11 protein-coding genes and 1 pseudogene are annotated in these 25,264 nt (G+C 36.0%); 7 read left to right on the forward strand and 5 right to left on the reverse strand.

Features of this window, described 5'->3' with window-relative positions:
- The first annotated feature begins 1,053 nt into the window (after positions 1-1,053).
- From FG27_RS06185 to FG27_RS06200, 5 genes and pseudogenes are all read left to right on the forward strand, one after another.
- Complete coding sequence (locus FG27_RS06185; RefSeq protein WP_197051667.1) at positions 1,054-2,559, forward strand: vanadium-dependent haloperoxidase; 1,506 nt, start codon at positions 1,054-1,056, stop codon at positions 2,557-2,559.
- 86 nt (positions 2,560-2,645) lie between these two features.
- On the forward strand, positions 2,646-5,969 hold the full coding sequence (locus FG27_RS06190) for an FG-GAP-like repeat-containing protein (protein WP_037316917.1): 3,324 nt from the start codon (positions 2,646-2,648) through the stop codon (positions 5,967-5,969).
- 129 nt (positions 5,970-6,098) lie between these two features.
- Positions 6,099-6,425 carry a carboxypeptidase-like regulatory domain-containing protein gene (locus FG27_RS19365; RefSeq protein WP_231563290.1) on the forward strand — a complete coding sequence of 109 codons (327 nt, stop codon included), beginning with the start codon at positions 6,099-6,101 and terminating at the stop codon, positions 6,423-6,425.
- A 12-nt stretch (positions 6,426-6,437) separates the two neighbouring features.
- Positions 6,438-9,119, forward strand: a pseudogene (locus FG27_RS06195) (SusC/RagA family TonB-linked outer membrane protein); the annotation flags it as partial.
- A 10-nt stretch (positions 9,120-9,129) separates the two neighbouring features.
- Positions 9,130-10,593, forward strand: coding sequence for a RagB/SusD family nutrient uptake outer membrane protein (locus FG27_RS06200; RefSeq protein ID WP_037316918.1), 1,464 nt, complete (start codon positions 9,130-9,132; stop codon positions 10,591-10,593).
- Positions 10,594-11,170: 577 nt separating this feature from the next.
- Here FG27_RS06200 and FG27_RS06205 read toward each other — a convergent pair.
- Both FG27_RS06205 and FG27_RS06210 read right to left on the reverse strand, forming a co-directional pair.
- Positions 11,171-13,729, reverse strand: coding sequence for a glycoside hydrolase family 9 protein (locus tag FG27_RS06205; RefSeq protein ID WP_197051668.1), 2,559 nt, complete (start codon positions 13,727-13,729; stop codon positions 11,171-11,173).
- 134 nt (positions 13,730-13,863) lie between these two features.
- Positions 13,864-15,990 carry a thioredoxin domain-containing protein gene (locus tag FG27_RS06210; RefSeq protein ID WP_037316919.1) on the reverse strand — a complete coding sequence of 709 codons (2,127 nt, stop codon included), beginning with the start codon at positions 15,988-15,990 and terminating at the stop codon, positions 13,864-13,866.
- Between the two features lie 374 nt (positions 15,991-16,364).
- Here FG27_RS06210 and FG27_RS06215 point away from each other — a divergent pair, with 374 nt between their 5' ends.
- Positions 16,365-18,857 (forward strand): glycoside hydrolase family 9 protein, encoded by a 2,493-nt coding sequence (locus FG27_RS06215; RefSeq protein WP_037316920.1) that lies wholly within the window; start codon positions 16,365-16,367, stop codon positions 18,855-18,857.
- Positions 18,858-19,195: 338 nt separating this feature from the next.
- Entirely contained in the window at positions 19,196-20,845 is a 1,650-nt protein-coding gene (locus FG27_RS06220) for a hypothetical protein (RefSeq protein WP_051935774.1), read from the forward strand.
- A 359-nt stretch (positions 20,846-21,204) separates the two neighbouring features.
- Here FG27_RS06220 and FG27_RS19370 read toward each other — a convergent pair whose 3' ends face one another.
- The 3 genes from FG27_RS19370 to FG27_RS06235 all read right to left on the reverse strand — a co-directional run bounded on the left by FG27_RS19370 (position 21,205) and on the right by FG27_RS06235 (position 25,262).
- Positions 21,205-21,354, reverse strand: coding sequence for a DUF5989 family protein (locus FG27_RS19370; protein ID WP_231563291.1), 150 nt, complete (start codon positions 21,352-21,354; stop codon positions 21,205-21,207).
- Entirely contained in the window at positions 21,355-23,157 is a 1,803-nt protein-coding gene (locus tag FG27_RS06230; protein ID WP_037316923.1) for a carbamoyltransferase N-terminal domain-containing protein, read from the reverse strand.
- A gap of 182 nt (positions 23,158-23,339) precedes the next feature.
- The gene (locus FG27_RS06235) at positions 23,340-25,262 is read right to left on the reverse strand and encodes a RagB/SusD family nutrient uptake outer membrane protein (RefSeq protein WP_156101210.1); all 1,923 of its coding nucleotides are present in this window, start codon (positions 25,260-25,262) and stop codon (positions 23,340-23,342) included.
- Positions 25,263-25,264: the final 2 nt, after the last annotated feature.

Consider the following 25,264-nt stretch of genomic DNA (forward strand, 5'->3'; position numbering starts at 1 on the left):
TTAATCTATGAAAAAGCCTCAATTTAACGAAACTTTTTAAAGTATCCATTTTTGTATTCGAAATGGAATATGGTTAAATTACAAATAGATTGCGAACCACTCGAAAAAAAGGTAGTTATTATTCCATACTGAAGCCCTAAAACCCTTTTCTTGAGGAAACCAATAAATACCACCTTATGTAAGCTAAGGAAAACTTGGATCACTATATGCTTTATATATTCTAATGCAGTATTAAAAGACCTGTCCCAATCAAATTTCTATTATAAACATCTACACAAAAAAGAATACCCAGATTCTCAGAAATTTTTCAGGTCAAATTCATACCGTGCACCTGTTCAAAATAGAACACTTTAGAAAAATTGCTATTCAGTAAAATTACTACCACCGACCTCTATCACGACTGTTGGTCCTACGGCGGAAGTAGCATTCTCTTTAGTTGATTGCCCCTTGCCCAATTCATAGTAATTATTCGACGCCACCAATACTACCAAAGCTTTTCCTTGCTATATAAACCATTGCAAAAGCTTCCTGCTACTCCTTGTTTGAAATATTCTCAGTGGTATTTAGAAATATAATTAAATTGAATTTTTCTTAAAATTCAGCATTAAAATTTCTCAAATCTTATTCTATACTAAAACTATGAATTTCAGCAAGTTTTTTATAGCTGCTAAACTTTGATTTATAGATTCATGAGGTCAGCTCACAGTTAGACCTTTAATTTGTTTTGATGAATAACAAGGTTTAAAAAATGGTAAAACCCCGGTAACTAGAATATTTCTGAATTTTCAGATATTAAAAGTAAAGATGGTTAAAAATAAATACCAATATCATTGCTACTCTTTTAATTACAAGATATACAAACTATAATAAAATGTTCTGTTTAGAATTCTATCATTACTTTTTTCGGTTCATAGCCATATTGTTTAACATCCTACTTTACTTAAATATAAATATTGGCGATATAATTTAACGATAATGAAAAATAATATAAAAATAATAGTATTTTTCATGAATTTTGATTTCTTTTATGTTTGTTAAAAAAAACTAAATTTTATGAATAGCTTAATACTGGTTCTATTTCTAAGCCTGCAATCGGGACCAGAAATTAACCAACAGATTGATATTTCTTATACCGATACAGAAGCTCGTATAAATGACCCCAGGGGAAAAGAAAACCTGGCGTATAAATGGGGGGAAATTGCTTTAAAGGCAACTGCTAATGATACTGATAAATTCAATCCTAGGCCAACTATAAGTTCCCGATTTCTCGGACTAATTTTTACGGCGGTTTTTGATGCCTGGTCGAGATACGATGAAAAAGCAATCCCCGTATATATGCAAAATATAGATCGGCGCCCGAAGCCTGAGCAAACTTTGCAAAACAAAGAAATTGCAATAAGCTATGCCGCTTTTAGAACAATGAATGAGTACTACTATTCAGACGAGGATCTATTCACCAGTTTTATGCTTGAATTAGGTCTTGATCCTAACGATAATACCTTAGACCCAACTACACCTGCGGGTATTGGGAACCTTGCGGCTAAAGCTATTATTGAAGCAAGACGTAATGATGGAGCAAACCAATATGGTGATGAAAACGGATCAAACGGCCAGCCTTACTTCGATTATATAGGCTACAAACCAGTAAACTCTGCCGATGAGAACATAGATCTTAATAGGTGGCAGTCTAAATACTTTTCAGATGGAAAAGGCGGACAATTTCTACCATCTTGTTTAACTCCTTATTGGCACAAAGTTGAGCCTATCGGACTGCAATCTGCAGACCAGTTTAGACCAGGGCCACCACCAAAAGTAGGCTCTGATCAACTTGAGAAAGAAGTGAAGGAAGTTGTTGAACTTCAGGCAAGTCTAACAAATAAAGAGAAAGCGCTGGTGGAGTTTATGAGAGATGGGCCCCAATCTGTTCAACAGGCCGGGCATTGGTTAAAATTTGCTCAGGAAGTTTCTATTAGAGATAACCATACTCTTGATGAGGATGTAAAAATGTATTTCTATAATCAAGTTACCGCCATGGATGCCTTTATTGCCTGTTGGGATAGTAAAATGTTCTATGATTTTGCCAGACCTTATGCGCTGGTTCACGAATTTTATAAAGATAAAGAAATTGTGGGTTGGGGAGGGCCTGAAAAGGGAATGACAAAAATGTTAGGACAGGACTGGAGACCTTATTCTCCCGACACCTTTTTATGCCCTCCTTTTCCAGGCTATGTATCTGGCCATAGCGCTATAAGCGGTGCCTGCGGTGAAGCTCTAAAGCTCTTTACCGGAAGTGATGAGTTTGGTTCTGAAGTAAAATTAATACCAGGAATTCTTACAGAGCCAGACCGGCTTGGAGAAGAAGTTACTATAGATTTCCCAACATTCACCCAAACCGCAGAAATGGCCGGATTCTCAAGAGTATTAGGAGGTTACCACATCCAGTCTGACAATCTGGAAGGCCTGGAACTAGGAAGAAAGGTTGCCAGAGAAAATTGGAAATTCTTTATGAAGCATATTGGAGAACCTATAGCAACTAATAAGAGTATTTCCAACAAATAAGGACGCTGCTACTAGTAGATTACAGAATACTCGCAAACAAGACTAATTACCAAAACCCTATACCTTTTAATATAATTCTTCTTACCATGAAAGTAAATTATATCTCAATTTTGTTAATCTTATTTTCCTTATTTATTTCCTGTAAAGATTCGAAACCTCGGGAAGAAGAATCTGAGGGAAACACTAAAATTTTCAGAAATGTTTCTGCGGATAATTCCGCAATCGATTTCCAAAATAATTTAACTGAAAATGACTCCCTAAATTACTTCACCTACTCCTACATCTATATGGGTGGTGGTGTTGCTACAGGTGATATCAACAATGACGGACTACCCGATCTCTTTTTCACCGGGAATCAGGTTCCCAACAAATTATACTTAAATAAAGGAAATCTTGAATTTGAAGATATAACCGAATCTGCCGGAGTAGCGGGCGATGATAGATGGTATACCGGAGTGACCATGGCCGATGTGAATCAGGATGGTTATCTAGATATTTACCTATCTGTAGCTGGTAAATTTGGCCCTAAAAACAATCAACTTTTCATTAATAATGGAGATGGAACGTTTAGCGAAAAGGCTAAAAAATATGGCCTTGATGATCCAGGTAATAGTGTTCAGGCCACATTCTTTGATTATGATGGAGATGGAGACCTTGATGTTTATATCGCTAACTATCCACCTACCCGGTTTGACGCACCAAATTTTGTCTACAAATATGAAATGGATAATGTTACTGATTTAAAAACTGATCATTTATTACGTAACGATGGAGGGAAGTTTACCGATGTCACAAGTGAAGCAGGTGTGAAAAGTTTTGGATTAACACTCTCGGCCACTGTTGGCGACTTAAATAATGATGGCTGGCCAGACCTATATATTTCAAACGATTTTAGCTCTCCAGATTTTATGTATGTAAATAATGGCGATGGTACTTTTAGGGAAGTAGTAAAAGATGCAACTTCTCACACTTCGTTTTATGGAATGGGTGTAGATATAGCCGATTATAATAACGATGGATTACTGGACATCTACCAGGTAGATATGTCGGCGAAAAAAAATAGGAGAAAGAAAGCCAATATGGCTAGTATGAATCCTGAATTATTTTGGAGCACAGTAGATGCAGGTTTTCATTATCAATATATGCAGAATGTCTTACAAACTAACACGGGAGTTTTTAATGATGGTAATCCGTTCTTTTCAGACCTTTCTCGCATTGCAGGTGCCTCTTCAACCGATTGGAGCTGGGGACCTCTTTTTGCCGACTTTGATAATGATGGGTACAAAGATCTTTTCGTTACTAATGGCACAAGAAGGGAAATTAACAATAACGATTATTTTAATGAGCTCAAAAATGTTAGAATGAACGAAGATAACCTCCTGGAGAAAAGCTTAAATATTCCCTCAGAAAAAATAGATAATTTCATCTTTAAGAATAACGGTGATCTCACTTTTAGTATCGCTAACGAAAAATGGGGAATTAGTTATGAAGGTTTTTCCAATGGTGTGGTTTACGTAGATTTAGATAACGATGGTGATCTGGAAATAGTTACTAATAATATAGACGATAAAGCATCGGTTTTTGAAAATTTAAGTTCAAAAATCAATAACTATGTCCAAATAAAACTTGAAGGTCAAGAGAAAAACAGGTTTGGCTTGGGTAGCAGAGCTTATGTAACTGCTAATGGCATGCAGCAAATGCAAGAACTCACCTTAACCCGGGGATTTCAATCATCTGTATCACCCCAACTTCATTTTGGGCTTGCGAAAGCTGATATTATTGAAGAAATAAAAGTTGTATGGCCAGATGGCAAAGAAGAAATAAGGGAAAATGTTGCGGCAAATCAGCTTTTAAGCTTTAAATATGAAAATGCTTCAGAAGCAGCGCCAAAAGCAATAAACATGAAACCAGAAATCTTATTTACCACAGTTTCAGACACTACTTACTATCCGGCTCATAAACATATTGAAAACGACTACGACGATTTTAAAAAGGAAGTACTTCTTCCACATCGCACCTCTACCTTTGGGCCAAGTATAGCCGTTGGAGATTTAAATGGTGATGGCAAAGAAGATTTTATTATTGGAGGGGCCGCAACTTATGAAGCAGGTATTTATTTTTGGACGGAAACCGGTTACGAAAAACAAGACATCAAAGCTTTTGAAACAGATAAAGGCTATGAAGATCTTGATGCCTTAATATTTGATGCAAATGGTAACGGCCACAATGATATCTATGTAGTAAGTGGTGGAAATGAATTTGCTCCAAATTCTGAAATGCTTCAGGATAGGTTATACATTAACGATGGTAATGGAAATTTCACCAGAGATTTAAATGCTCTCCCTGTAATGCGTGATAGTGGTTCAAAAGTCTATAAAGCAGATTTTGATAAAGATGGAAAAGAAGAGTTACTTGTGTTGGGTAGGCTTGTTCCTGGGAATTATCCAAGCCCGGCAAATAGTTATATTTTAAGAAACAACAGCAAAAATGGAAAGGTTTCTTTTGAAGATATAACTCAATCGGTTGCACCTTTTCTTACTTCTTTAGGTATGGCTACCAGTGCAGAAATTGCAGATATAGACAACGATGGCTGGGATGATATCATTATTGTAGGGGAATGGATGCCCATTAAAATTTTTAAGAATATTAAAACCGGGTTTAAAGACATTTCAAAACAAATGGGGATAACCGATGATACCGCAGGCTGGTGGTGGAGTATCAAAAAAGGTGATTTTGATAATGATGGCGATCAGGATTTTATTGTTGGAAACCTGGGGAAGAATTATAAATATACCGCCAGTGATGATGAAACTTTTGACATCTACTTTAATGATTTTGATGGAAATAATGAAAGTGATATCGTACTTAGCTATTATAACGAAGGTAAAAAATACCCATTAAGAGGAAGGGAATGTTCCTCCCAGCAAATCCCGGGATTAAAAGAAAAATTTCCAGATTACGAGTCTTTTTCTACTGCCACATTGGAAGATGTATATACCGAAGAAGAGCTGGAAAATTCACTTCATTACCAGGTAAAATCCTTTGCAAGTATTTATTTGGAAAACCACGACGGAAAATTAAAAATTCATGAATTACCCAATATTGCCCAAATATCTTCAATCAATCAAATTTTAATTAAAGATTATGACAAAGATGGTCATTTAGACGCTTTAATTGCCGGTAACTTATTTTGGAGCGAAGTAGAAACCACAAGGAACGATGCTGGCTATGGTATGTTTCTAAAAGGCAATGGCGCTGGTGAATTCCATGCTATTTCAGCAGTAGAAAGCGGGTTTTTCGTGCCAGGCGATGTAAAAGATATGACCATTCTCAAAGATGGTGAGAAAGAGATAATCATAGTCGCTAAAAATGATGACTATTCGCAGTTTATAAAAGTCTTATCGGACTAGAATTTCATATAGAGATTAAGTTTTTGAAGAAATATTAAATGTGGTTTCAACATTTTTTTTACTATTTCGATTGCGTAAAAGAATTTTTTGTTTACTTTTAAGACCAAATAAACTAACTACTAACAAATTATGAGAAACAATTACTTAAAAAGGGGATTGTTTTTGTTAACGATATTATGCTATGGCTTTACATATGCCCAGCAAACCGTTACAGGAACAGTAAGTGATGAAACCGGACCAGTGCCAGGGGTAAACGTATTGGAGCGTGGAACCTCAAATGGAACAACTACAGATTTTGACGGAAACTATTCAATAGAAGTAAATGATGATGCAGTTCTTGTGTTTAGCTTTATAGGTTATCAAACAAAAGAAGTTTCTGTAAACGATCAATCCGTTATTAATGTAAATATGGTTACCGATTCAGAGTCATTAGACGATGTTATAGTTGTAGGTTAAGGTACCCAGTCACGAGCAGAGGTTACCGGGGCAATTTCTTCTATTGGCACAGAAGAAATCAACGCTCTTCCAGTAGCTACTGCGGAACAGGCACTTCAGGGAAGGGCTTCAGGGGTAACCGTGATAAATTCAGGTTCCCCAGGAAACGCACCTGCGGTAAGGATTAGAGGTCTGGCTTCCCCAAATAACAATGATCCTTTATATGTGATTGATGGTATTATAGCGGGTGGTTTAGGTAGTCTAAACCCAAATGATATTGAAAATATACAGGTATTAAAAGATGCCTCCACCACAGCGGTTTATGGTTCTAGAGGAGCAAATGGTGTGGTACTCGTTACTACAAAATCTGGAAAAGGTACGCAAAAAGCTCAGCTCAGCCTGGATGCTTATACAGGGGTTCAGTTTAACAGCAATCGATACGATTTATTAAACCGAGAACAATATATTCAATATGCCAGAGAAGTAACCGAAGTAACTCCAGAACGGATTACGAATCCACAATATGCTGATTTTATCGACAATGACACTGATTGGCAAGATGAAATTTTTAGAACAGGAGTTCTAAGAAATATTAACCTAGGACTTTCCGGAGGTGGTGAAGGTAGTAATTTTAGATTCTCAGGGGGTTATCTAAACCAGGAAGGGGCTATGATAGAAACAGAATTTGAACGGTTTAACTTTAGATCTAATAGCAATTTTAAATTCGGAAAACTTAGTTTCGGGCAAACTTTAAACGTGGCCTTTACAGTCCAAAATCCTGAAAGGGAGTCTGGCGGTAGATCTCTAATCGAGCATGCTATAAAGTCTGCTCCATATTTAAGTGTTTACAACCCAGATAACCGAGGTGGTTTTCAAGGACCAAATTCAGCCTTAGACGGCCAGGATGCAGACAACCCTGTTCGAGTACAAACACTTGGAAATGCAACAAATAGAGGACTTACTGTTCTGGGAAGCTTCTTTGCAGAATATGAGGTTATTGAAGGTCTTGTTTTTAGAAGTCAGGTAGGTTTGGATTACTATAAATTTAATAATGACAACTTTATACCTTCTTATAATGATGACAGTAATGGAGCAACCCATCAATTTGAATTTGCACAAATCACTAAAAATAGCGGTACTAACCAAAATCTTACGCTTACCAATAGCTTGAATTACAAGTTTGATATTGATGATTTACACAATTTTGAGTTATTGGCTCTAGCAGAAGATCAAAGAATTCAAACAGAAAATCTTAATGCAAGCAGCCAAAATCCAATTACCGATAATGTAGAGGAATTGTCCTTAAATCAAGCCGGACTGGAATCATTTTCTTCAGAATACAGGAGAGTAGGTTTCTTAGGTAGGGTAAATTATAATTTTGATCAAAAATATATTTTAGCCGGTTCCTTACGTAGGGATGCATCCACTCGCTTTGGCGCCAATAATCGTTGGGGTACTTTCTGGTCTGTTGCTACAGGTTGGAATATCGCTAAAGAAAGCTTTATGGAAGATTCAGAGATAAACAACCTAAAAATTAGGGCAAGTTTAGGTACGACCGGTAATGATAATATTGGCAATTACAGATATGCTTCAACTTTGGTTACAAGTTTTATTTATCCAATTGGAGGTTCACCAGTACAAGGTACAACCGCTGAAGGACTTCCTAATCAAAACCTTAAATGGGAAGAAGTGACTATGACCAATATTGGTTTAGATTTAGGGGCCTGGAATAATAAATTTACATTATCCCTGGAATATTATAATAATCGAAGCGATGATCTACTTTTTGAATTACCACTCCCGTTAAGTTTAGGATACAATGTACCTACCATAGCCTCCAATGTAGGCTCGGTAGAAACCGATGGTTTTGAACTGGATTTAGGCTATAATGATTATGAAGGTGATTTTACCTGGTCTGCTAATTTAAATTTAGGAACCAGCAGAAATGAAGTTTTATCCATTGGGGCACTTGATCAGGTTCAGGGAGGATTTTTCGAAAACGAATTTCTAACAAGGATCTCACCAGGAGAACCCCTATTCCATTTCTTTGGTTTAAGAACTGATGGTATTTATCAGAATCAGGCAGAGATTGATGAGGTATTAACGGCAAATCCAGATCAAACGGCAATACAACCAGGAGATATACGGTTTGTAGATGTTAATGGTGACGGCCAAATAACTGCTGCAGATAAAACAAAAATTGGAAATCCATACCCAACGCTTACTATGGGACTTAATTTAAGTGCCCAGTATGGAAATTTTGATGCTTCCCTTTTTATTCAAGGTGCCTATGGTCACGATATTTATAATACTAACCTATATGACCTCGAAGGGATGCCAAGACTATTTAATAGTGGAGTTGCTGTACTTGACCGGTGGACTGGACCAGGAACCTCAAATACAATTCCACGAGCCCTGGGAGCGCCTCAAAACCTCAACGCTTCTGATCGATTTATAGAAGATGGAGCTTATACCAGATTAAAGAATTTTGATATTGGATACACTTTTAATGATAGTGTATTTGGTGAATCTCTTTCTAATTTAAGAATATATTTGAGTGGACAGAACCTAATTACATTGACAAATTACTCAGGCCTCGATCCAGAAATTGGGGTTGATAATGTCCTACAACAAGGTGTAGGCGCTGTAGGTATAGATAGAGGTTTATATCCGCAACCTACTTCTATAACTTTCGGAGTTCAATTAGGATTTTAAAAAAAAAATTATGAAAAAAATAAGAATACTATTGATGACCTTTGTTGCACTGTTCGTTGTAAATGGATGTGATGAAGAAGAATTTGAACTAACAAACCCTAGTGGTCTTTCACCAGAAACTTATTTCGCCAATGAAGCCCAGGTAGAATCAGCCGTAAATGCAGCTTATGCTAATTTGCAGACGATAGGTTTATACACCAGAACTTATTTCTTTGCGATGGATCTTATGTCTCGTGAAGCTCTGGGAAACCCCCAATTAGAAGCCGATAAAAGAGTTTATCTTGAATGGTCTTTTGATGCCAGTCATCCTCCAATTAATTGGTATTGGGATTCATGTTACAGGGGAATAAACAAAGCAAATTTTGTTATTAGTAATGCAGATAGAATCAATGATATACCATCTTCACTTTTAAGTGAAGAGCTTAAAGCAAGATTTATTGGAGAGGCTAAATATATGCGAGCTTTCTATTATTTCTTACTGGTAACCCGTTTTGGTGATATTCCTTTAATTCTTAATGTTCCGGAAGATGGGTCAGGTTTTCCACGTACTCCCCAAGCGCAGGTTTATGATCAAATTATAGCCGATTTAAATGATGCAAGCCAAGCTTTATGGGACAAAGGCCGAACTGTTGATGGCAGAGCCACTCAGGGAGCAGCTTATGCTCTTTTAGGTAAGACACACCTTTACAGAGAACAATACCAGGAAGCTAAAAACGCTTTCGAAAATGTTACCGGTTACTCTCTAGAAGAAGATTATTTTGCCAATTTTAGAGAAGCTGATGAATTTGGACCAGAATCTATTTTTGAAGTTCAATTTGATGACGACATGGGGAACTCTGCAGTATGGAATTCCAATTCATCTGGTGAAGGTGCAAATGAAGTAACTTTCCGAGGCCAGGAATATGGTTTTAACGACTGGTTCAATGCATATCCAAATCCCGAACTTCTTGATGAATACGAGGATGGTGATATTAGATATGATGAAACTTTCTATTTTGTTGGAGATACTTTTGCAGGTGGTGTTATAGAAGAAATACCGTTAGAGAGACGAGCTGCCTGGAGAAAGTATCAAAATTATTATAAAGAAGCCAATGAAGATCAGGCTTCTGGAATTAATTTTAAAGTGATAAGATATGCTGACGTTCTTTTAATGATGGCTGAAGCTGAAAATGCTTTGGGTAACCAATCTGCTGCTATCGGTTATATTAATCAAGTGAGAGAAAGAGCGGAATTAGCTCCTCTATCAATGGATCTTTCTCAAACTGCAGTATTTGATGCTATAGTACATGAAAGGATGGTTGAATTGGCCGGAGAACAGGTAAGATTTCCTGACCTTGTAAGATGGGGGCTTGCAGACGAATTGCTATCCCCATTTGGATTCCAAGCAGGTAAAAATGAAATTTGGCCTATTCCAAATGATGAAATTTCTGCAAATGAGGGAATAAGTCAGGGAGATCAAAATCCAGGATTCTAATATCATTTGTATTTCATTATTAATGCTTAAGCCCTTTCATAAAATTGAGAGGGCTTTTTGATTTAATCGCTTATAAAAATTACTCCCTTGAAAATCCCAAGAGTTATTTAATGTATCATATTTTAAATTCATAATAGAAGACAACTTCAGAATTAATTGAAAGCTAAGAAAACACTAACCATTAAAGAGCCTTAAAAAACTCCTCCAATCAAATCAGAAAACCTTTTAGGCATTTTAAATTAAAAGTATTCAGCATAATATTATTAAATCAGAACTAAGCTTTCAAAAGAGTCTTATGAAAGTGTTCTATATAAAAGTGAGCAAAAAATTTCTAATCCTGAACAGCTTTCGATAAGCGTTGATCTCCTTTTGTAATTTCACTATTATGCTTTAGGTAATTATTCGAACAAATTACTGAGCATAACTTGAGAAAACCCACCTGGCCTTTCACCCCAAATTATCGATTATATAGAATAAAAAATAATTCAATCTTCTTTTTAATAAATAATCTTAAACAAGCCTACGGAATATTAGGGGAAGAAATAATTTTTAAATTTCGAGGCAAGTCCAGGAGCATTTACTCTCGATTATCGAGTAAATCCTGTACTGCATTGACTAGATAGATATAAGCCCCTCCAACACTTACCACATACTCGTTTTCTCCCCAAAGGAATGGCCAGTCTTCTTTATTCTCAGGAAAATCTGGTTTTAAAATAAGCACGCCTGGTACTATTCCCCCCGCAATAAAAGAGAAATCGGCTCGATTCATTCCGTAAGCTACTTTTTTAGATTTAGTGCCTACTCCAGAAACGAATGAAATATCGGAATCTGGATGCGTTCCATAAAGATAATTGAGCCCTTTAAAGACTTCTTCTTCACTAATAATATCAGGAAATTTCTTATGAAGATGATAATTATTTATAGCATAGGCAACTATTTGACCGTTACCTGCCCATCCTCCTCTTCCAATAGGTACACCATAAGGATTTTCCTTATAATGTGCATCAATTTCATTTTTATAAGTTCGCACCCTACTTTCAAGTTTCCGTCTAAAATCTTCATTCAAAAATGGTAATACCTTTACCAATCTGCCCGCGTGAAGATTAAAGTTTTTATCTACTGTTAGCCACATTTCCTGAATTCGCTTAGCATACATTTTTTCTTCTGTAGCAAGCAATAATTCTACTGCTGCTTTTAATTCTTCGTCTTCTAAAGATCCGCCGGTGGTATTACCGTGATGAAAAAGATCTGGCTCTTTTGAATGTTCTTCTTTCCACACATTTTTAGCAGTTGTAATGCATTCTTCAGCTAAGCTATCATTATAACCTTTCAAGACTCTGCTTGCTGCAGCAAGAGCTGCAATAGAACCATAATTTAAGGGCGTGCTTTTACTTGTAAAGGCCCATCGATCATCAAATTTTCCGCTTTTAAAACCATCGGTTTCCAAAGGATCCATGTTCTTATCGTAAATAAGATTATCTGTCATAGTTAAGCCGTCGCCTAAATGTGTATACTGAGAAATATCTGGAACGATTATTCCGGGGATAGCTCTACCTAAAGCACGGTGTTGGGCAATTAATCCTAAAGTTCCGTGTTCAATTTGCTGAAGAATATCTGGTTTTCCATCGGGATTATGCAGATCTACATATTTGGATTCGTAATCTACGGTTGTTTGATCCCTTTGCAAATTAAAATCTTCGTATGCGTGCGCCAGGTTGGAAACCACGTAATATTGAGTTTGTGTCCTAATATCATAATCTCCTGCATCATACCAGCCTCCAATATTTAACCCGGGAATGTGTTCCCCTGGTTTATAATCTGTATCTGTGGTAGGACCCTGTGCATAAAGGTCAAAATGTTCTTGATTAACCGGGGCTTGAAGCGCATCATCTAAATGCGAAGCCCCATGCCAAACCCTATAAGCTTCATTAACCAACATATGATCCATTTGTACCGGAAAAAACACATCGTTGGTTGGATACCAGGCTTTTTCATAAACATTCTTAGCAATACGGAAAGGAGCTGTTGTTACATCGCTATAGGAAATAACATACAAGCCTTCTTCTACAACATCAGAAAAATTGAATTCAAAATAATTATACCTTGTGTATTTTCCCCAATTTGACAATTCTGCTGAATAAACTTCTTCTTCCCCATTATTGGTTAAACGATGAAGGCTGGCCCTGCTAGCGGGAGTATCATTTTTATCCAGCTCAATAACGGCAACTTTTTTCTGATTTGGATGATAACCTACCTGCGAATGGCCAATTACCGGCTTCCGTATCCAATTGGGAATTGAATTTGCCTCAAGCCGCCATTCCAACACTTTACCGGTTTTTCCGGCAGGCAATAAACTTCTTACCACAAACCAGCCATTTTGAGCTTTATCTCTTCCATCATGTAAAAGCAACTGGGCATCATTTGATGTAATTGTTATTTTTCGTTCAGGGTCAGCTGGTGCTACTACAAGTTTTTGACCTTTAGCAAAAGGTGTTGGTGCTGTGTAGCCACTCTTATCCTTAACCATTGTACTATGTGGATACAGCGGAAAATTCCCTCCTTCGTCGTCCATATAATAGGTCTTTTCTGAATAAGCCGAGGGAATAAACTCCAAATTAAAACCAGCTTTACCAATTAAAGTATCGGGAATCGGTTCTTCTAAATGAACACTTAATAATACAGCATCTCCATCCATCTCTGCCCGAATCATATATTCAAAATTATAATCAGGATATTTTTCATAGGTATCAATACGATTGCTTTCCCTGTCTACTTCACGTCTTACAAAGGTGGGAATCGCATCCCATTGTTCTGGTGTAGCATGTAATCTTACATCTCCATTGGTAACTGTCCTTACCCCGTGATGGATTATTTCTATCCCGCTAATTTTAGAATCACTAAACAAACCATCATACCAATTGCTGAAAGCCAAAATATTCACTCCCGGTTTTTCGAAATACTCTTCTTCATTGAGTGTTAATCCCGAATTTTGGGCATTTATTCCACCACCAATAAAAATTAAAGCCAATAGTGGTAAAACCCTTTGAATAGGGATAAGTTTGGAGAAATGACAAATAACGGAAAGAAATTTAATTTTGGTAAAATTGCTCATATCGTACACCATATTTTTAAGCATTAAAATATTTTATTTCCAAAAAGCACAATCGATTGTCTTGAATGGCTTGAAGATGTTTAATATACAGTAAATGTTACAATTAACTTATTTTCATTTCTATTTATAATGGATATTAAATCGTGATTTCTCAGAAACTACCAGAGAGACTTCCCATTTATTTGCTCCAGGGCTTCACCTGCACTTGTAACCGGATATTTACATACAAAATCTTTACAAACATAGATCGTGGTCTGCCCGGCAACCAATTTGCCTTTAAGTAATTCTAAGGTTCCTTCTTTTTCTCCTCCCATAAAAAGAATATTAGGAAGATAGGTTTGGTTTATTTCCTTCTTTAATTGTTTGGCATTATTGCCCAAAATAGCAACTTCAAAAGGTGGTTTTACAAAATGAGCTTCTACGCTTGCCCAGTTTGCATAAAAAGTCGGGTATTCTTTTAAATTTTCTTGCACGTTTTGCAGCATTTGCTCAGCGACATTCTTTTTATTTTCATCATAAAAATAATGGGAAAGAAATAGTAGGCTCTTAGCCATCTCAGAATTTGATGACGGTATAACATTGTCTAAAATTTCCTTCTGGCGGGTAATTAAGCCTGAGTGTTCATTATGACTATAAAAAAACATTTTTGAAGCCGAATCAAAAAAATGTTCCTGGGTATAATTAGCCAGATCATTAGCCTGAAGCAACCATTTTTCACTAAAAGTAGCCTGGTAAAGATCAATGAATGCTGAAATTACAAACGCATAATCATCAAGAAAACCAGGAATACTTGCATTACCATCTTTAAAATTTCTTGTTATGGCGCCTTCTTTTGATATAACCTCTTTCTCAAGAAACCGGGCATTTTTAAGGGCGGCATCTAAGAATTGTTTTTCTCCAAAAACCTGATAGGCATTTAAGTAAGCTTTTATCATCAAAGCATTCCAGGAAGTCAGCACTTTATCATCCAGTGCTGGTTTAGTTCTCTTTTTCCTTTCAGCTATTAGTTTCTGTTTCGCATCAGAAATTTTATTTCTTAGCTCTGCGATTGAAACCAATTCTTCTTCAGCGAAATCCTCATCACTGGTATTCCTGTATAATATATTCTTGTTTTCTTCCCAATTCCCATTTGCTTCAATATTAAAGTATCTTTTAAATAAACATGAATTTCCACCTAAATTAACATCAATTTCATCTGCGGTCCACACATAATACTTCCCTTCTTCCCCATCGGTATCTGCATCAAGCGAAGAAAAAAATGCACCGTTAGAAGCGGTAAGTTCTTTTTCTACAAATTCAAGACTTTCATAAACTACCTGCTTATAAAGCGGATTTTTTGTTTTTTGCCAGGCCTGGGAATAAAGGCTTATAAGCTGTGCATTATCGTAAAGCATCTTTTCAAAATGTGGAACCCGCCAATCTTCATCTACAGTATATCTGGAAAAACCGCCACCCAAATGATCATAAATGCCACCAAAAGCCATATTGGTCAAGGTTATGTCAACAGCCTGTAATGCACTATCATCATCACTTAAATAATTATAATGGAGCAAAAAGTTCCATAATGCCGGTAAAGGAAATTTCTCTGATCCAATCTTTCCTCCTTTTTCAAAATCTATTTCAGGTTTAATTTGGCTATAAATACTATCTAGGTTATTTAATGAAAAAGATGGCTCCTTTTGAATTAATGGAACTTCATCTAAAGAATTTATCCCTTGAGTAACTTTTTCGGCTTGTTTTTCTATAGCAGCCGAATCGTTTTTATAAAGATTAACATAATGCTTAAGCACTTTTAACCAGTCATCCTTTGGATAATAGGTTCCTGCAAAATAAGGTTTCCCGTCTGGTAAGGCTAAAATATTCAGAGGCCAACCGCCCCCGCCGGTCATTAATTGGGCGGCGTTCATGTAGATATTATCTACATCGGGACGCTCCTCTCTATCAACTTTTATTGCAATAAAATTCTCATTCATTATCCTCGCAACCTCAGGATCTTCAAAGCTCTCTTCTTCCATTACATGACACCAGTGGCAAGCCGCATAACCTATACTAATTAGCAATGGCTTATTTTCCTCCTTTGCCTTTTTAAGGGTTTCCTCATTCCAGGCGTGCCAGTTTACTGGATTATGAGCGTGTTGAAGTAAATATGGACTGCTCTCATTAATAAGATTATTAGTAAACTCATGATCCACTTCCACTGTACTAGCTTGTTCCTTTCTTTCATTGGCACAAGAGACCAAACATAAATTCACTAATAAAATCCAAATTAACTTGAGAGGCTTCATGTGGGTGTATTGTCTTGACAAATGAGAGAATTAGTATAGAAAGAAAGATGGTTGCTTTTTCAAGTAACTTGTGTGAAACCTAAATTCACAACTTTAAGTTTTAAAAATACACTTATCTATCCACGAAACAAATGAATTTTCGTAGATTTTTCTAAAAAACAGATCTAATCATTCTTTCTTTTGGCAGAATTAGAAAGAAAATAGAAATTTAAAAGTTTAATTTAGATTATTGCTTATTCGTACCATCGAGCAATAAGTATTGTTTTCTAACTACGAAAATTATATTAAATTGAAAATATATTCTTCACCCTACTATAAACGAATATAATTTTTCCCTATTCACGTTTTTAAGGCATCCTAAATAAAACATTATTATGAGATCACTACTATCTATTCTAGCAATTTTAAGTTTTCTTCCCTCACTTGCGCAAAAAAATTCCAGTGAAATATTATCTATAAATGAACAGGAATACCTTGAAATGAGAGGTCTAAATGTGATGTTGGCTCACGATTTTTACCCTGAAAGTCACCAGGGTGGCGTTGGAATTATACAAAATGGAATACGTGTAGCTACCAATGGGGATCTACGTCTTGAACCTGCACCTGGACAATGGCAGCCGGTTCCAAAAGTGGGAGAAAGGCAGGTTGATTGGAAAAAACAGGAGATAAGTGTAAAAATGAGTTACCCCGATCCCGATAAGAATAGAAAAGGTTTTAACCCTATTGAATATCCCGACCTGGATCTTTCTTACACCCTAAAAGTTGTTCCGCAGGGAAAATCCTTTAAGATCATAATTGATCTTGAAGAACCATTACCACAGGAATGGGTAGGAAAAGTAGGAATGAATATTGAATTATTTCCCGGAATTCTCTTCGGAAAAAGCTACTATATGGATAACTCGTTCGGGATATTCAATAGACAGGCAAACGGCCCTGGTTTTTATAGTAAAGAAGGAGAATACCGGATGAAACCTATGGCTGCCGGAAATGAGCTCGTAATTGTTCCTGAAGACGAAAAACAAACCCTTAAGATTGAAAATCTCAAAAACAATGAACTACAATTGCTCGACGGACGCGCAAAACATAGCAATGGCTGGTTCATCGTCCGCTCCCTCGTACCGGCAGGAGCTACAAATAATGCCATTGAATGGCTTATTAGCCCAAATGCTGTTGAAAATTATACTTATAGTCCTGTAGTGCAGGTTTCCCAGGTAGGGTATCACCCGGCTCAGGAAAAAATTGCAGTGATAGAGACAGATAAACTGGATAAAAATCCTCAACAAGTAACACTTCTCCGTATCGAAAATCAGGGTGGAAAAACAGAAGTAATTTCGAAATCTCCGCAGGAATGGGGTGATTTCTTGAGGTATAAATATTATCAGTTAGATTTTTCGGCAATTAAAGAACCCGGAATGTACCAGTTACAATATGGCGATTATGTAACAGAACCTTTTCAAATAGCTGAAGATGTATTTCAAAGAGATGTCTGGCAGCCAACTTTGGAATATTTCCTGCCGGTGCAAATGTGCCATATGCTGGTTAATGACCGCTATAAGATTTGGCACGGTCGCTGCCATCTCGATGATGCAAGAATGGCTCCTTTAGATCATAACCATTTTGATGGCTATATTCAAGCCAGTAAAACCTTCACTGATTTTCAACCAGGAGAGCACGTGCCAGGCCTAAATATGGGAGGATGGCATGATGCGGGAGATTTTGATCTACGGGTAGAATCACAGGCTTCTACTATCCAGGGTCTATCACACATTTATGAATTATTCAATGTAGAATATGACAATACTACAATAAATCAGGATACAAAAACAGTAGATATGCTTCAACCAGATGGGAAGGCGGATATTCTTCAGCAAATAGAACACGGGGCCTTATCTGTTGTGGGAGGATATAAGGCGCTAGGGAGATTCTACCGGGGCATCATTGTTCCTACTAATGACCAATATATTTTGTTGGGCGACCCGGTAAATCATTCAGACGGGATAGCTTTTGACAAAGTGTTTAAACAAGACTTTTTAGAAAATATATCCTGGGGTGAAAAGGGAGACCAGGATGACCGTTGGGTTTTTACAGAAGAAAATCCGCAGAGAGAACTTAGTGCAGCAGCAGGATTGGCAGCAACCGCCAGAGCCCTAAAAGATTTTAATCCATTATTAGCAGAAGATTGTTTAGAAATTGCCAGTGAGGTATGGGATATTACCGAAACCGATAATCCTTTACATAAATTGGAGCTCGCTGTTGAATTACTTCAAACCACCGGGGAAAAAAAATATGCCGATTTCCTTACCGGAAATACCCAATTGATAACTGAAAATATTAATAGAACAGGATGGATAGTGGGGCGTGCTTTTTCACAAATAAAAAATGAGCAGTTTAAAGAGGAAGTAAGAACTGCTGTTAAAGGATACTTGAGTGAAGTAAAAGAACTGGAGAAGAAAACACCATATGGATTGCCTTACGAACCCGATATTTGGGGAGCAGGTTGGGGAATCCAAAGTTTTGGGGTTCAGCAGTATTTTTTACATAAAAATTTCCCTGAAATATTTCCTAAAGATTATATGCTACACGCTATGAATTTTATTCTTGGTGTACATCCTGGGGTAAACACCTCATCCTTTGCATCTGGAGTTGGTTCCAGATCACTTTTACAAGCTTACGGAATTAACCGAGGAGATTTCTCTTTCACGCCGGGGGGAATTGGTTCAGGAACTGCTTTAATAAGACCAGATTTTCCTGAACTTCTAGAATGGCCCTTCCTTTGGCAACAAACCGAATATGTTCTGGGTGGTGGGACTACAGATTATTTATTTCTTATTCTCGCGGCAGATAATTTATTGAGTAGTGAAAATTAATTATCCCTGTAATCAATATCAACATTATAATTTAAAGTCTGAGAAATGAAGTATTTTTTTAGTTTTTACTATGTTTTATATTCATAGCATGTAGTAATGATGGCTCTACGCGTTAGAAAATGATGTGAAAGGATGATCCCAAATGGCTGGTTTTCTTTTTAATTTCAAGCCTATCTTTACAGAAAATTAATAATAATTGACATAAAATAAGTGGGAAAAAACTAAATTTATACTTCATCTTAAAAAACTATGATAGTGTTTGATTTATTGAAAAACAAATTCATCTTTCACCCGCAACCGATTGCAATTTTACTGCTTCCTAAAACAACCTATTACTTTTGAAAAAAAAAACAGTATTTAAGCTAATTGCTATTGTCTTCCCCGTTTTTGTAATTCTAGTGGTGGAAGTAATGCTCCGAGTATTTGGATATGGCGAAAATTATGAGCTTTTTCACAAGGTAATCTCTGAAAATGACACCGAATATTATGAAATGAATTCTGATATTTCTAAAAAATATTTTAAGAATACAGGATTTAGTTCAGATAATCAATCAGATTTGTTCTTAAAGAATAAATCTGATAGTACATTTAGAATTTTTGTTCAGGGGGCGTCCACAGTAGTAGGTTTTCCTTTTTATAAAAATGGTTCCTTTCCCAGGATACTGAAACATAGACTATCAAGAACTTTTCCTGACAAAAATATAGAAATAATAAACACGGGAATTACCGCAGTTAACTCTTATACATTATGGGATTTGACAGATAAAATAATCGAACAAAAACCGGACCTCGTCATCATATATGCGGGACATAATGAATACTATGGAGCATTAGGTGCAGGATCTACTGTTTTCACAGGGAATCATCCATTCCTGGTAAGATTTTATTTAAAGTTAAAAAACTTACGTTTCTTTCAATTATTAGAAAATGCCTACTCCCAGATTTTTGAATCTGTAAATGATACTGGTTATAAAGTTGGAGAAACAACACTGATGGAGGTGATGGCCAGAGAACAGCAAATCCCTTATAATTCAGAAGTGTATCATGCTGGTATAAATCAATTTAAAAGCAATTTAAAAAAAATCATATCGAAATATCAACACAACGATATCCCTGTGTTTATATCAACCTTGGTATCTAACGAGAAAGATACTCCACCTTTCATAAGTGATGATTTTCCTGAAGATGATTTTGAACAGGCTTTAAAGAAAAATAAAACAATAGCTTCTAAAATTGCTGGGCATAATGCTAAAGCCGCTTACCAATTGGGCCAATTTTATATTAATAAGCAAGAGGATTCTGCAAAGAAATACTTCCATATTGCCAAAGAATTGGATTTACTAAGGTTTCGGGCTCCAGAAGAAATAAATAATGCCATTATCGAAGTATCGAAGAATAAAAATGTACATCTGGTTGACACAAAGAAAGATTTTAGAACTAAATCCCAATTCGGAATTATTGATAATGAATTCATGACAGAGCATGTGCATCCGAATGTAAAGGGTAATTTTATTATAGCTGATGGTATTTGTAACAAATTAAAAGAACTAAAATTTATAGGCAGTTGGGAAAATTTTATTTCTTACGACGAGGCATTCCAGGACATTCCAATAACTCGTATAGATTCTATTAGGGGAAAATTTATTGTAGATGATTTAAAACAATCCTGGCCCTATGTTTTAGAAATGTCTGGAAGGAATCCGGTAAGAATGTATCATTCCATTCAGAATCCTACCTATGAAGAGAGAAAAGCAATCAGTCTTTATTCTGGTAAAGAAAAATGGGAAAATGTAATGAGACAGGCCTATCATACTTATAATAATGAAGGTGATTTTGAAAATGCTCTTCGAGTGGCGCAATCCTTAATTTCGGAATTCCCTGAACAGTCAAAGGTATACGAAATGGCCGGTAATATGTGTATGAAGATGGGTAAGGTTGACTATGCCCAATTTTATTTCGAGAAAGGGAATAAACTAAAACGAAAGTAATTACCAGGGTTTATTAATATCCTTACTGGTAAATAAATGATTCCTTTTGTAAAAATATGAATCCCCTAGCTGTTTTTTTGAAATTTGATTTCCACCAAATAATTTTTGCAGAAAAGATAAAGGGACTAAGAAAAGATAAAAGCAAATGAACATTATAAAGTAGTTCATTACCAAACCCAAATAATTAGAAAAACCGAACCATATTTGGGAGATAATCAACGCTACTTTTACTGAAATTATTGGAATTATAAGTAATGCTATTGATAAGTAAATGAGCCATATCTTTTGATATACCAAAAAACAAATTAGCACAGCTAAGGCTAAAACAATTATGGTTTCAAAGGCTTTTTCTAACTTCACTAAAAGAGGCTATAAATAAATGGAGCTAAAGCAGATCCATTTGTAATAAATATAAAACTTCCTAAAATCAAAAAAATTAACATTAATGGCACCAACCACCACTTTTTGCGTTCCTTTAAAAAAAGGAAAAATTCTTTTATAAACTCCATCTACTTTACAATTAAATAATTCTCTATCACCAGTATATCCATCCCTGAGTTCATAAAACAAAGATAGGCATTTTCAGGAGTATTAACTATAGGTTCATCTTTAACATTGAAACTTGTGTTAATTATTACAGCATTTCCTGAACGTTTTTTATAAGCTTGAATTAAATTCCAAAACCTTGGATTCATGCTTTTTTTCACAACTTGCACTCTGGCAGAAAAATCTATATGGGTAATCGCAGGCAACGTAGACTTAACTAAGTTTCGCTTTTTCTCAAGACTAAACCCATCAAAGTTATTTGGTAATTCATTTACCAGTGATTGTTTAAGTTCATTGGTAAACAACATATAATGAGATTGTTTTCCTGGTTCAAAATAAGTGGCATAATCTTCTTCACATACAGCTGGGGCAAAGGGTCTGAAACCTTCTCTAAATTTAATTTTTAAATTAAGTTTAGATTGCATATCTACATCAGTTGCATCTGCCAAAATACTTCTATTACCCAATGCTCTTGGACCAAATTCTGTTCTTCCCTGAAACCACCCGACCACTTTTTTTTCAGCGATGTAATTGGCGGTTATACTTAATAATTCTTCTGACGATTTAAAGTATTGAAAATTGCATTTATTTTTTCTTAGGATCCTTTCAATTTCGAGCCTGGAAAAATTAGGCCCCAAATAATTATTAAAAGCTTCGTTCAAACCAGTAAATATCAAATCTGATTTAAGGTAATTTGTTACCAATGCAGCTCCTAATGCGCCTCCGGCATCTCCTGGAGCAGGTTGAATATAAATATCCTTGAAAATTTTCTGGTTATATAAAACAGAATTAGCAACACAATTAAGAGCAACACCTCCTGCCATGCATAAATAATTGGCCTTTGTTTGCTGTTTAACATGGTTTATTATCCTAACTAACACTTGTTCCAAAACTTTTTGAACCGCAAATGCTAAATCGGCATGGATTTGTATTAGTTTTTCATTGGGCTCCCTCTTTCTAAATCCGAATAAGCTTTCCCATTTTTTTGGATTTACCATCCTTAATCCCACTGGAAATTCAAAATAATCTCTATTCAACTTAATTGAACCATCCTTTTTTATATCAATTAATTTTTCTTTTATAATCTCAATAAACTGTGCTACCCTATTAGATTGTATATTACTATAAGGAGCAAGCCCCATCATTTTGTATTCTCCTCTATTCACTTCAAATCCCAGGAAATAAGTAAATGAAGAATAAAATAAACCTATTGAATCTGGAAATTGTAATTCTTCTAATACTTCAATACCCTTTTCACCGCACGCAATTCCATAAGATGTTGTAGCCCATTCCCCCACACCATCAACTGTTATAAAAGCACTTTTTTTAAATGGAGAAGTATAGAATGCACTGGCTATATGAGATAAATGATGCTCTGGAAAAACTATATCAATCTTTGAATTTTTAAAGTTTGTATCTATCTGCTTTAATTTTTTTCTTATAATTTGTTTAATAAAGAGTTTTTCCTTCAACCAAACAGGCATTGCTTTCACAAAAGATTTAAAACCTCTAGGTGCAAAAGCATAATAGGTTTCTAAAAGTCTTTCAAATTTTAAAAAGGGTTTATCATAAAATGCGATAACATCGATATCAGATAGATCAAATCCCGATTCATCAAGGCAAAATTTAATGGCTTCTTCAGGAAAAGAAGCGTCATTTTTAATTCTGGTAAATCGTTCTTCTTGAGCTGCGTATAAGACTTTTCCGTTCAAAATAATGGCAGCAGCCGAATCGTGATAATATGCAGAGATACCAAGTATTTTCATTTAAATTGAGCGGGCTGTTTTCTTAAAGTTAATTAAGTCGTATTCAAAGTTACTTATCTGGAGTTATTTAAAATAAAAAAGGCTGCCTAATATTTCAAGACAACCTTTTTACATAATCGAATTCCTTTGACTAATTCAGGAAAAAATTCGTTTTAAAAATTAATATTACATCAAAAACTTTCTTAATATCCAGGATTTTGATATGCATCCTTTTCAGCTTCACTCATATCCAAGTCGTCTAACTGGTTTATAGGAATTGGCCTTAAGTAATGAAAATCTTCAATAGTTCTGGTAAATGTTTCAGGATCATGGTCTGTCGCATCATTACCTCCAATAGTATAAGTGCCTGCAAGTTCAGCCCATGTTTGGGTGCGCACCAGGTCATACCATCTTATTTGCTCACCAAAATACTCTCTTGAGCGTTCTGCTAAAATATAGTAGATATCGAGATCCATTGGGGTTTCAGCTACCAATTCATCACTAAAATCCTCATTTCTGTCCTCCTGTTCACCATTATCAAAACGCCATTTCCCAGCACGTGCACGGATAACATTGATTAAATCGTAAGCAGAATAACTTCCAGACGCACCTTTTACTGCGGCTTCTGCAGCTACAAAGTAAAATTCAGAATACTTTGCTATAGGGAAAGGACGTGTTAAAGCTCCGTTTGGTTGCCCCAAACCACCTTGATTATCGGTACGGTAAGTTCCCAGCTTCCATAGACCTGGATAAAACCTTCTGTTGATTTCATTTGGGTTTATAACATAATCAGATCTACCAGGGAGCTCTCCCCCTCCAATATTAGCACCGTTAACGTAATTTACATTTGGATTATATTCATCTAAGAATGAAATGACAGCATCGCCGGGTGCTATTTCCATACCATTCGCAGCGGTTAATGTTGGTTCTTGAACTCCACCTTTATCCCAGTTACCTCTATAACTACTTACAAAGGTACCATCATAACGAGAATCCATATCTTTATTATCAAATGTCTCTGTAAGCACTTCCACTGTAGGAGCCATACGTGTCCAGGGTCTTCCATAGCTTTGAGATGCTTCACGTTGTACCGCAGCAACGCCATCAACACTCATTGTAGTATAGTTAGGTGTAACCATCCAAACTGCTGTATTGGCACTACCATCAGTCCCACTCCATCCTAAATCAGCTCCATTATAAAGTTGACTTTCTTCTGTACGATCTGCATATAACATCCATTCGCTATTGCGATCATTAGATCCTAAATGTACATCGTAATAAAATTCTTGTAAAGAATAAGGCCCTGGATTTTCAATTCCTTCAACCGCCAAATTATAAGCTTCCTGAAAATAGTATGAAGCATCATTGCCATCAGGATCTGTTCTAGATGTTTCTGGATATGTTGGAATATTATTTGGATTCTCTAACCACCATGCATAAGTTAAATAGGCTTTCGCTAATTTCAACCTGGCTACATTTTGCGTAACAGTTCCTGTTAACCTGGGATTCACAGGAAGATTTTCAACGGCTGTAATTAAATCTGGAAATATGGCCTTAGTGTATACTTCAGGCACAGTGTTACGTACTGAAGTTCTTACTGCAGAATTATTAAATGCTAATTCTCCTGAACCTAAATCCAATGGCACACCCCCATATTGTTGAACTAATATAAAATAGTTGAAAGCACGGAAAAATCTGGCTTCGGCAACTAAAGATTCATTAACTCCAACTGCTTCAGCATTTTCAATAATTCCATTGGCTGTATTAATAGCAGGAAATGCAGTATTCCAGGCAATACCGGTTACATATGTATCTGATTGGATAGGAGCACCCTGACCCGATAAATCTGGAGTTATAAAGTTATTATCAGCACTTTGGGCAAAGGTATATTCATCGGTCCCGGTTTCCAAAGCACTATAATAATAGGCATGACCGTATAAGTACCTCATATTTTCATATAAAAAGGTTATTCCACCCTGGACACCTATTTCAGTTGTGAAAAAATCTGGAGTAAAAACACTCCTTGGTTTCTCTTGTAGTATATCTTCTGAACAAGATGCAAAACCTATGAGCAATACCATTGACAGCATCGCAAATAGTCTCATTTTAGATTTAATGTTTTTCATAA

This window comes from Salegentibacter sp. Hel_I_6 (genome assembly GCF_000745315.1).
Lineage (GTDB): Bacteria > Bacteroidota > Bacteroidia > Flavobacteriales > Flavobacteriaceae > Salegentibacter.

Excerpts from the sequence above, each read along its gene's own strand:
- FG27_RS06185 (WP_197051667.1), top strand. The coding sequence starts at position 1,054 with ATGAATAGCTTAATACTGGTTCTATTTCTAAGCCTGCAATCGGGACCA.
- FG27_RS06235 (WP_156101210.1), bottom strand. The coding sequence starts at position 25,262 with ATGAAAAACATTAAATCTAAAATGAGACTATTTGCGATGCTGTCAATG.
- FG27_RS19365 (WP_231563290.1), top strand. The coding sequence starts at position 6,099 with ATGAGAAACAATTACTTAAAAAGGGGATTGTTTTTGTTAACGATATTA.
- FG27_RS19370 (WP_231563291.1), bottom strand. The coding sequence starts at position 21,354 with ATGGAGTTTATAAAAGAATTTTTCCTTTTTTTAAAGGAACGCAAAAAG.
- FG27_RS06215 (WP_037316920.1), top strand. The coding sequence starts at position 16,365 with ATGAGATCACTACTATCTATTCTAGCAATTTTAAGTTTTCTTCCCTCA.
- FG27_RS06190 (WP_037316917.1), top strand. The coding sequence starts at position 2,646 with ATGAAAGTAAATTATATCTCAATTTTGTTAATCTTATTTTCCTTATTT.
- FG27_RS06230 (WP_037316923.1), bottom strand. The coding sequence starts at position 23,157 with ATGAAAATACTTGGTATCTCTGCATATTATCACGATTCGGCTGCTGCC.
- FG27_RS06210 (WP_037316919.1), bottom strand. The coding sequence starts at position 15,990 with ATGAAGCCTCTCAAGTTAATTTGGATTTTATTAGTGAATTTATGTTTG.
- FG27_RS06205 (WP_197051668.1), bottom strand. The coding sequence starts at position 13,729 with ATGCTTAAAAATATGGTGTACGATATGAGCAATTTTACCAAAATTAAA.
- FG27_RS06200 (WP_037316918.1), top strand. The coding sequence starts at position 9,130 with ATGAAAAAAATAAGAATACTATTGATGACCTTTGTTGCACTGTTCGTT.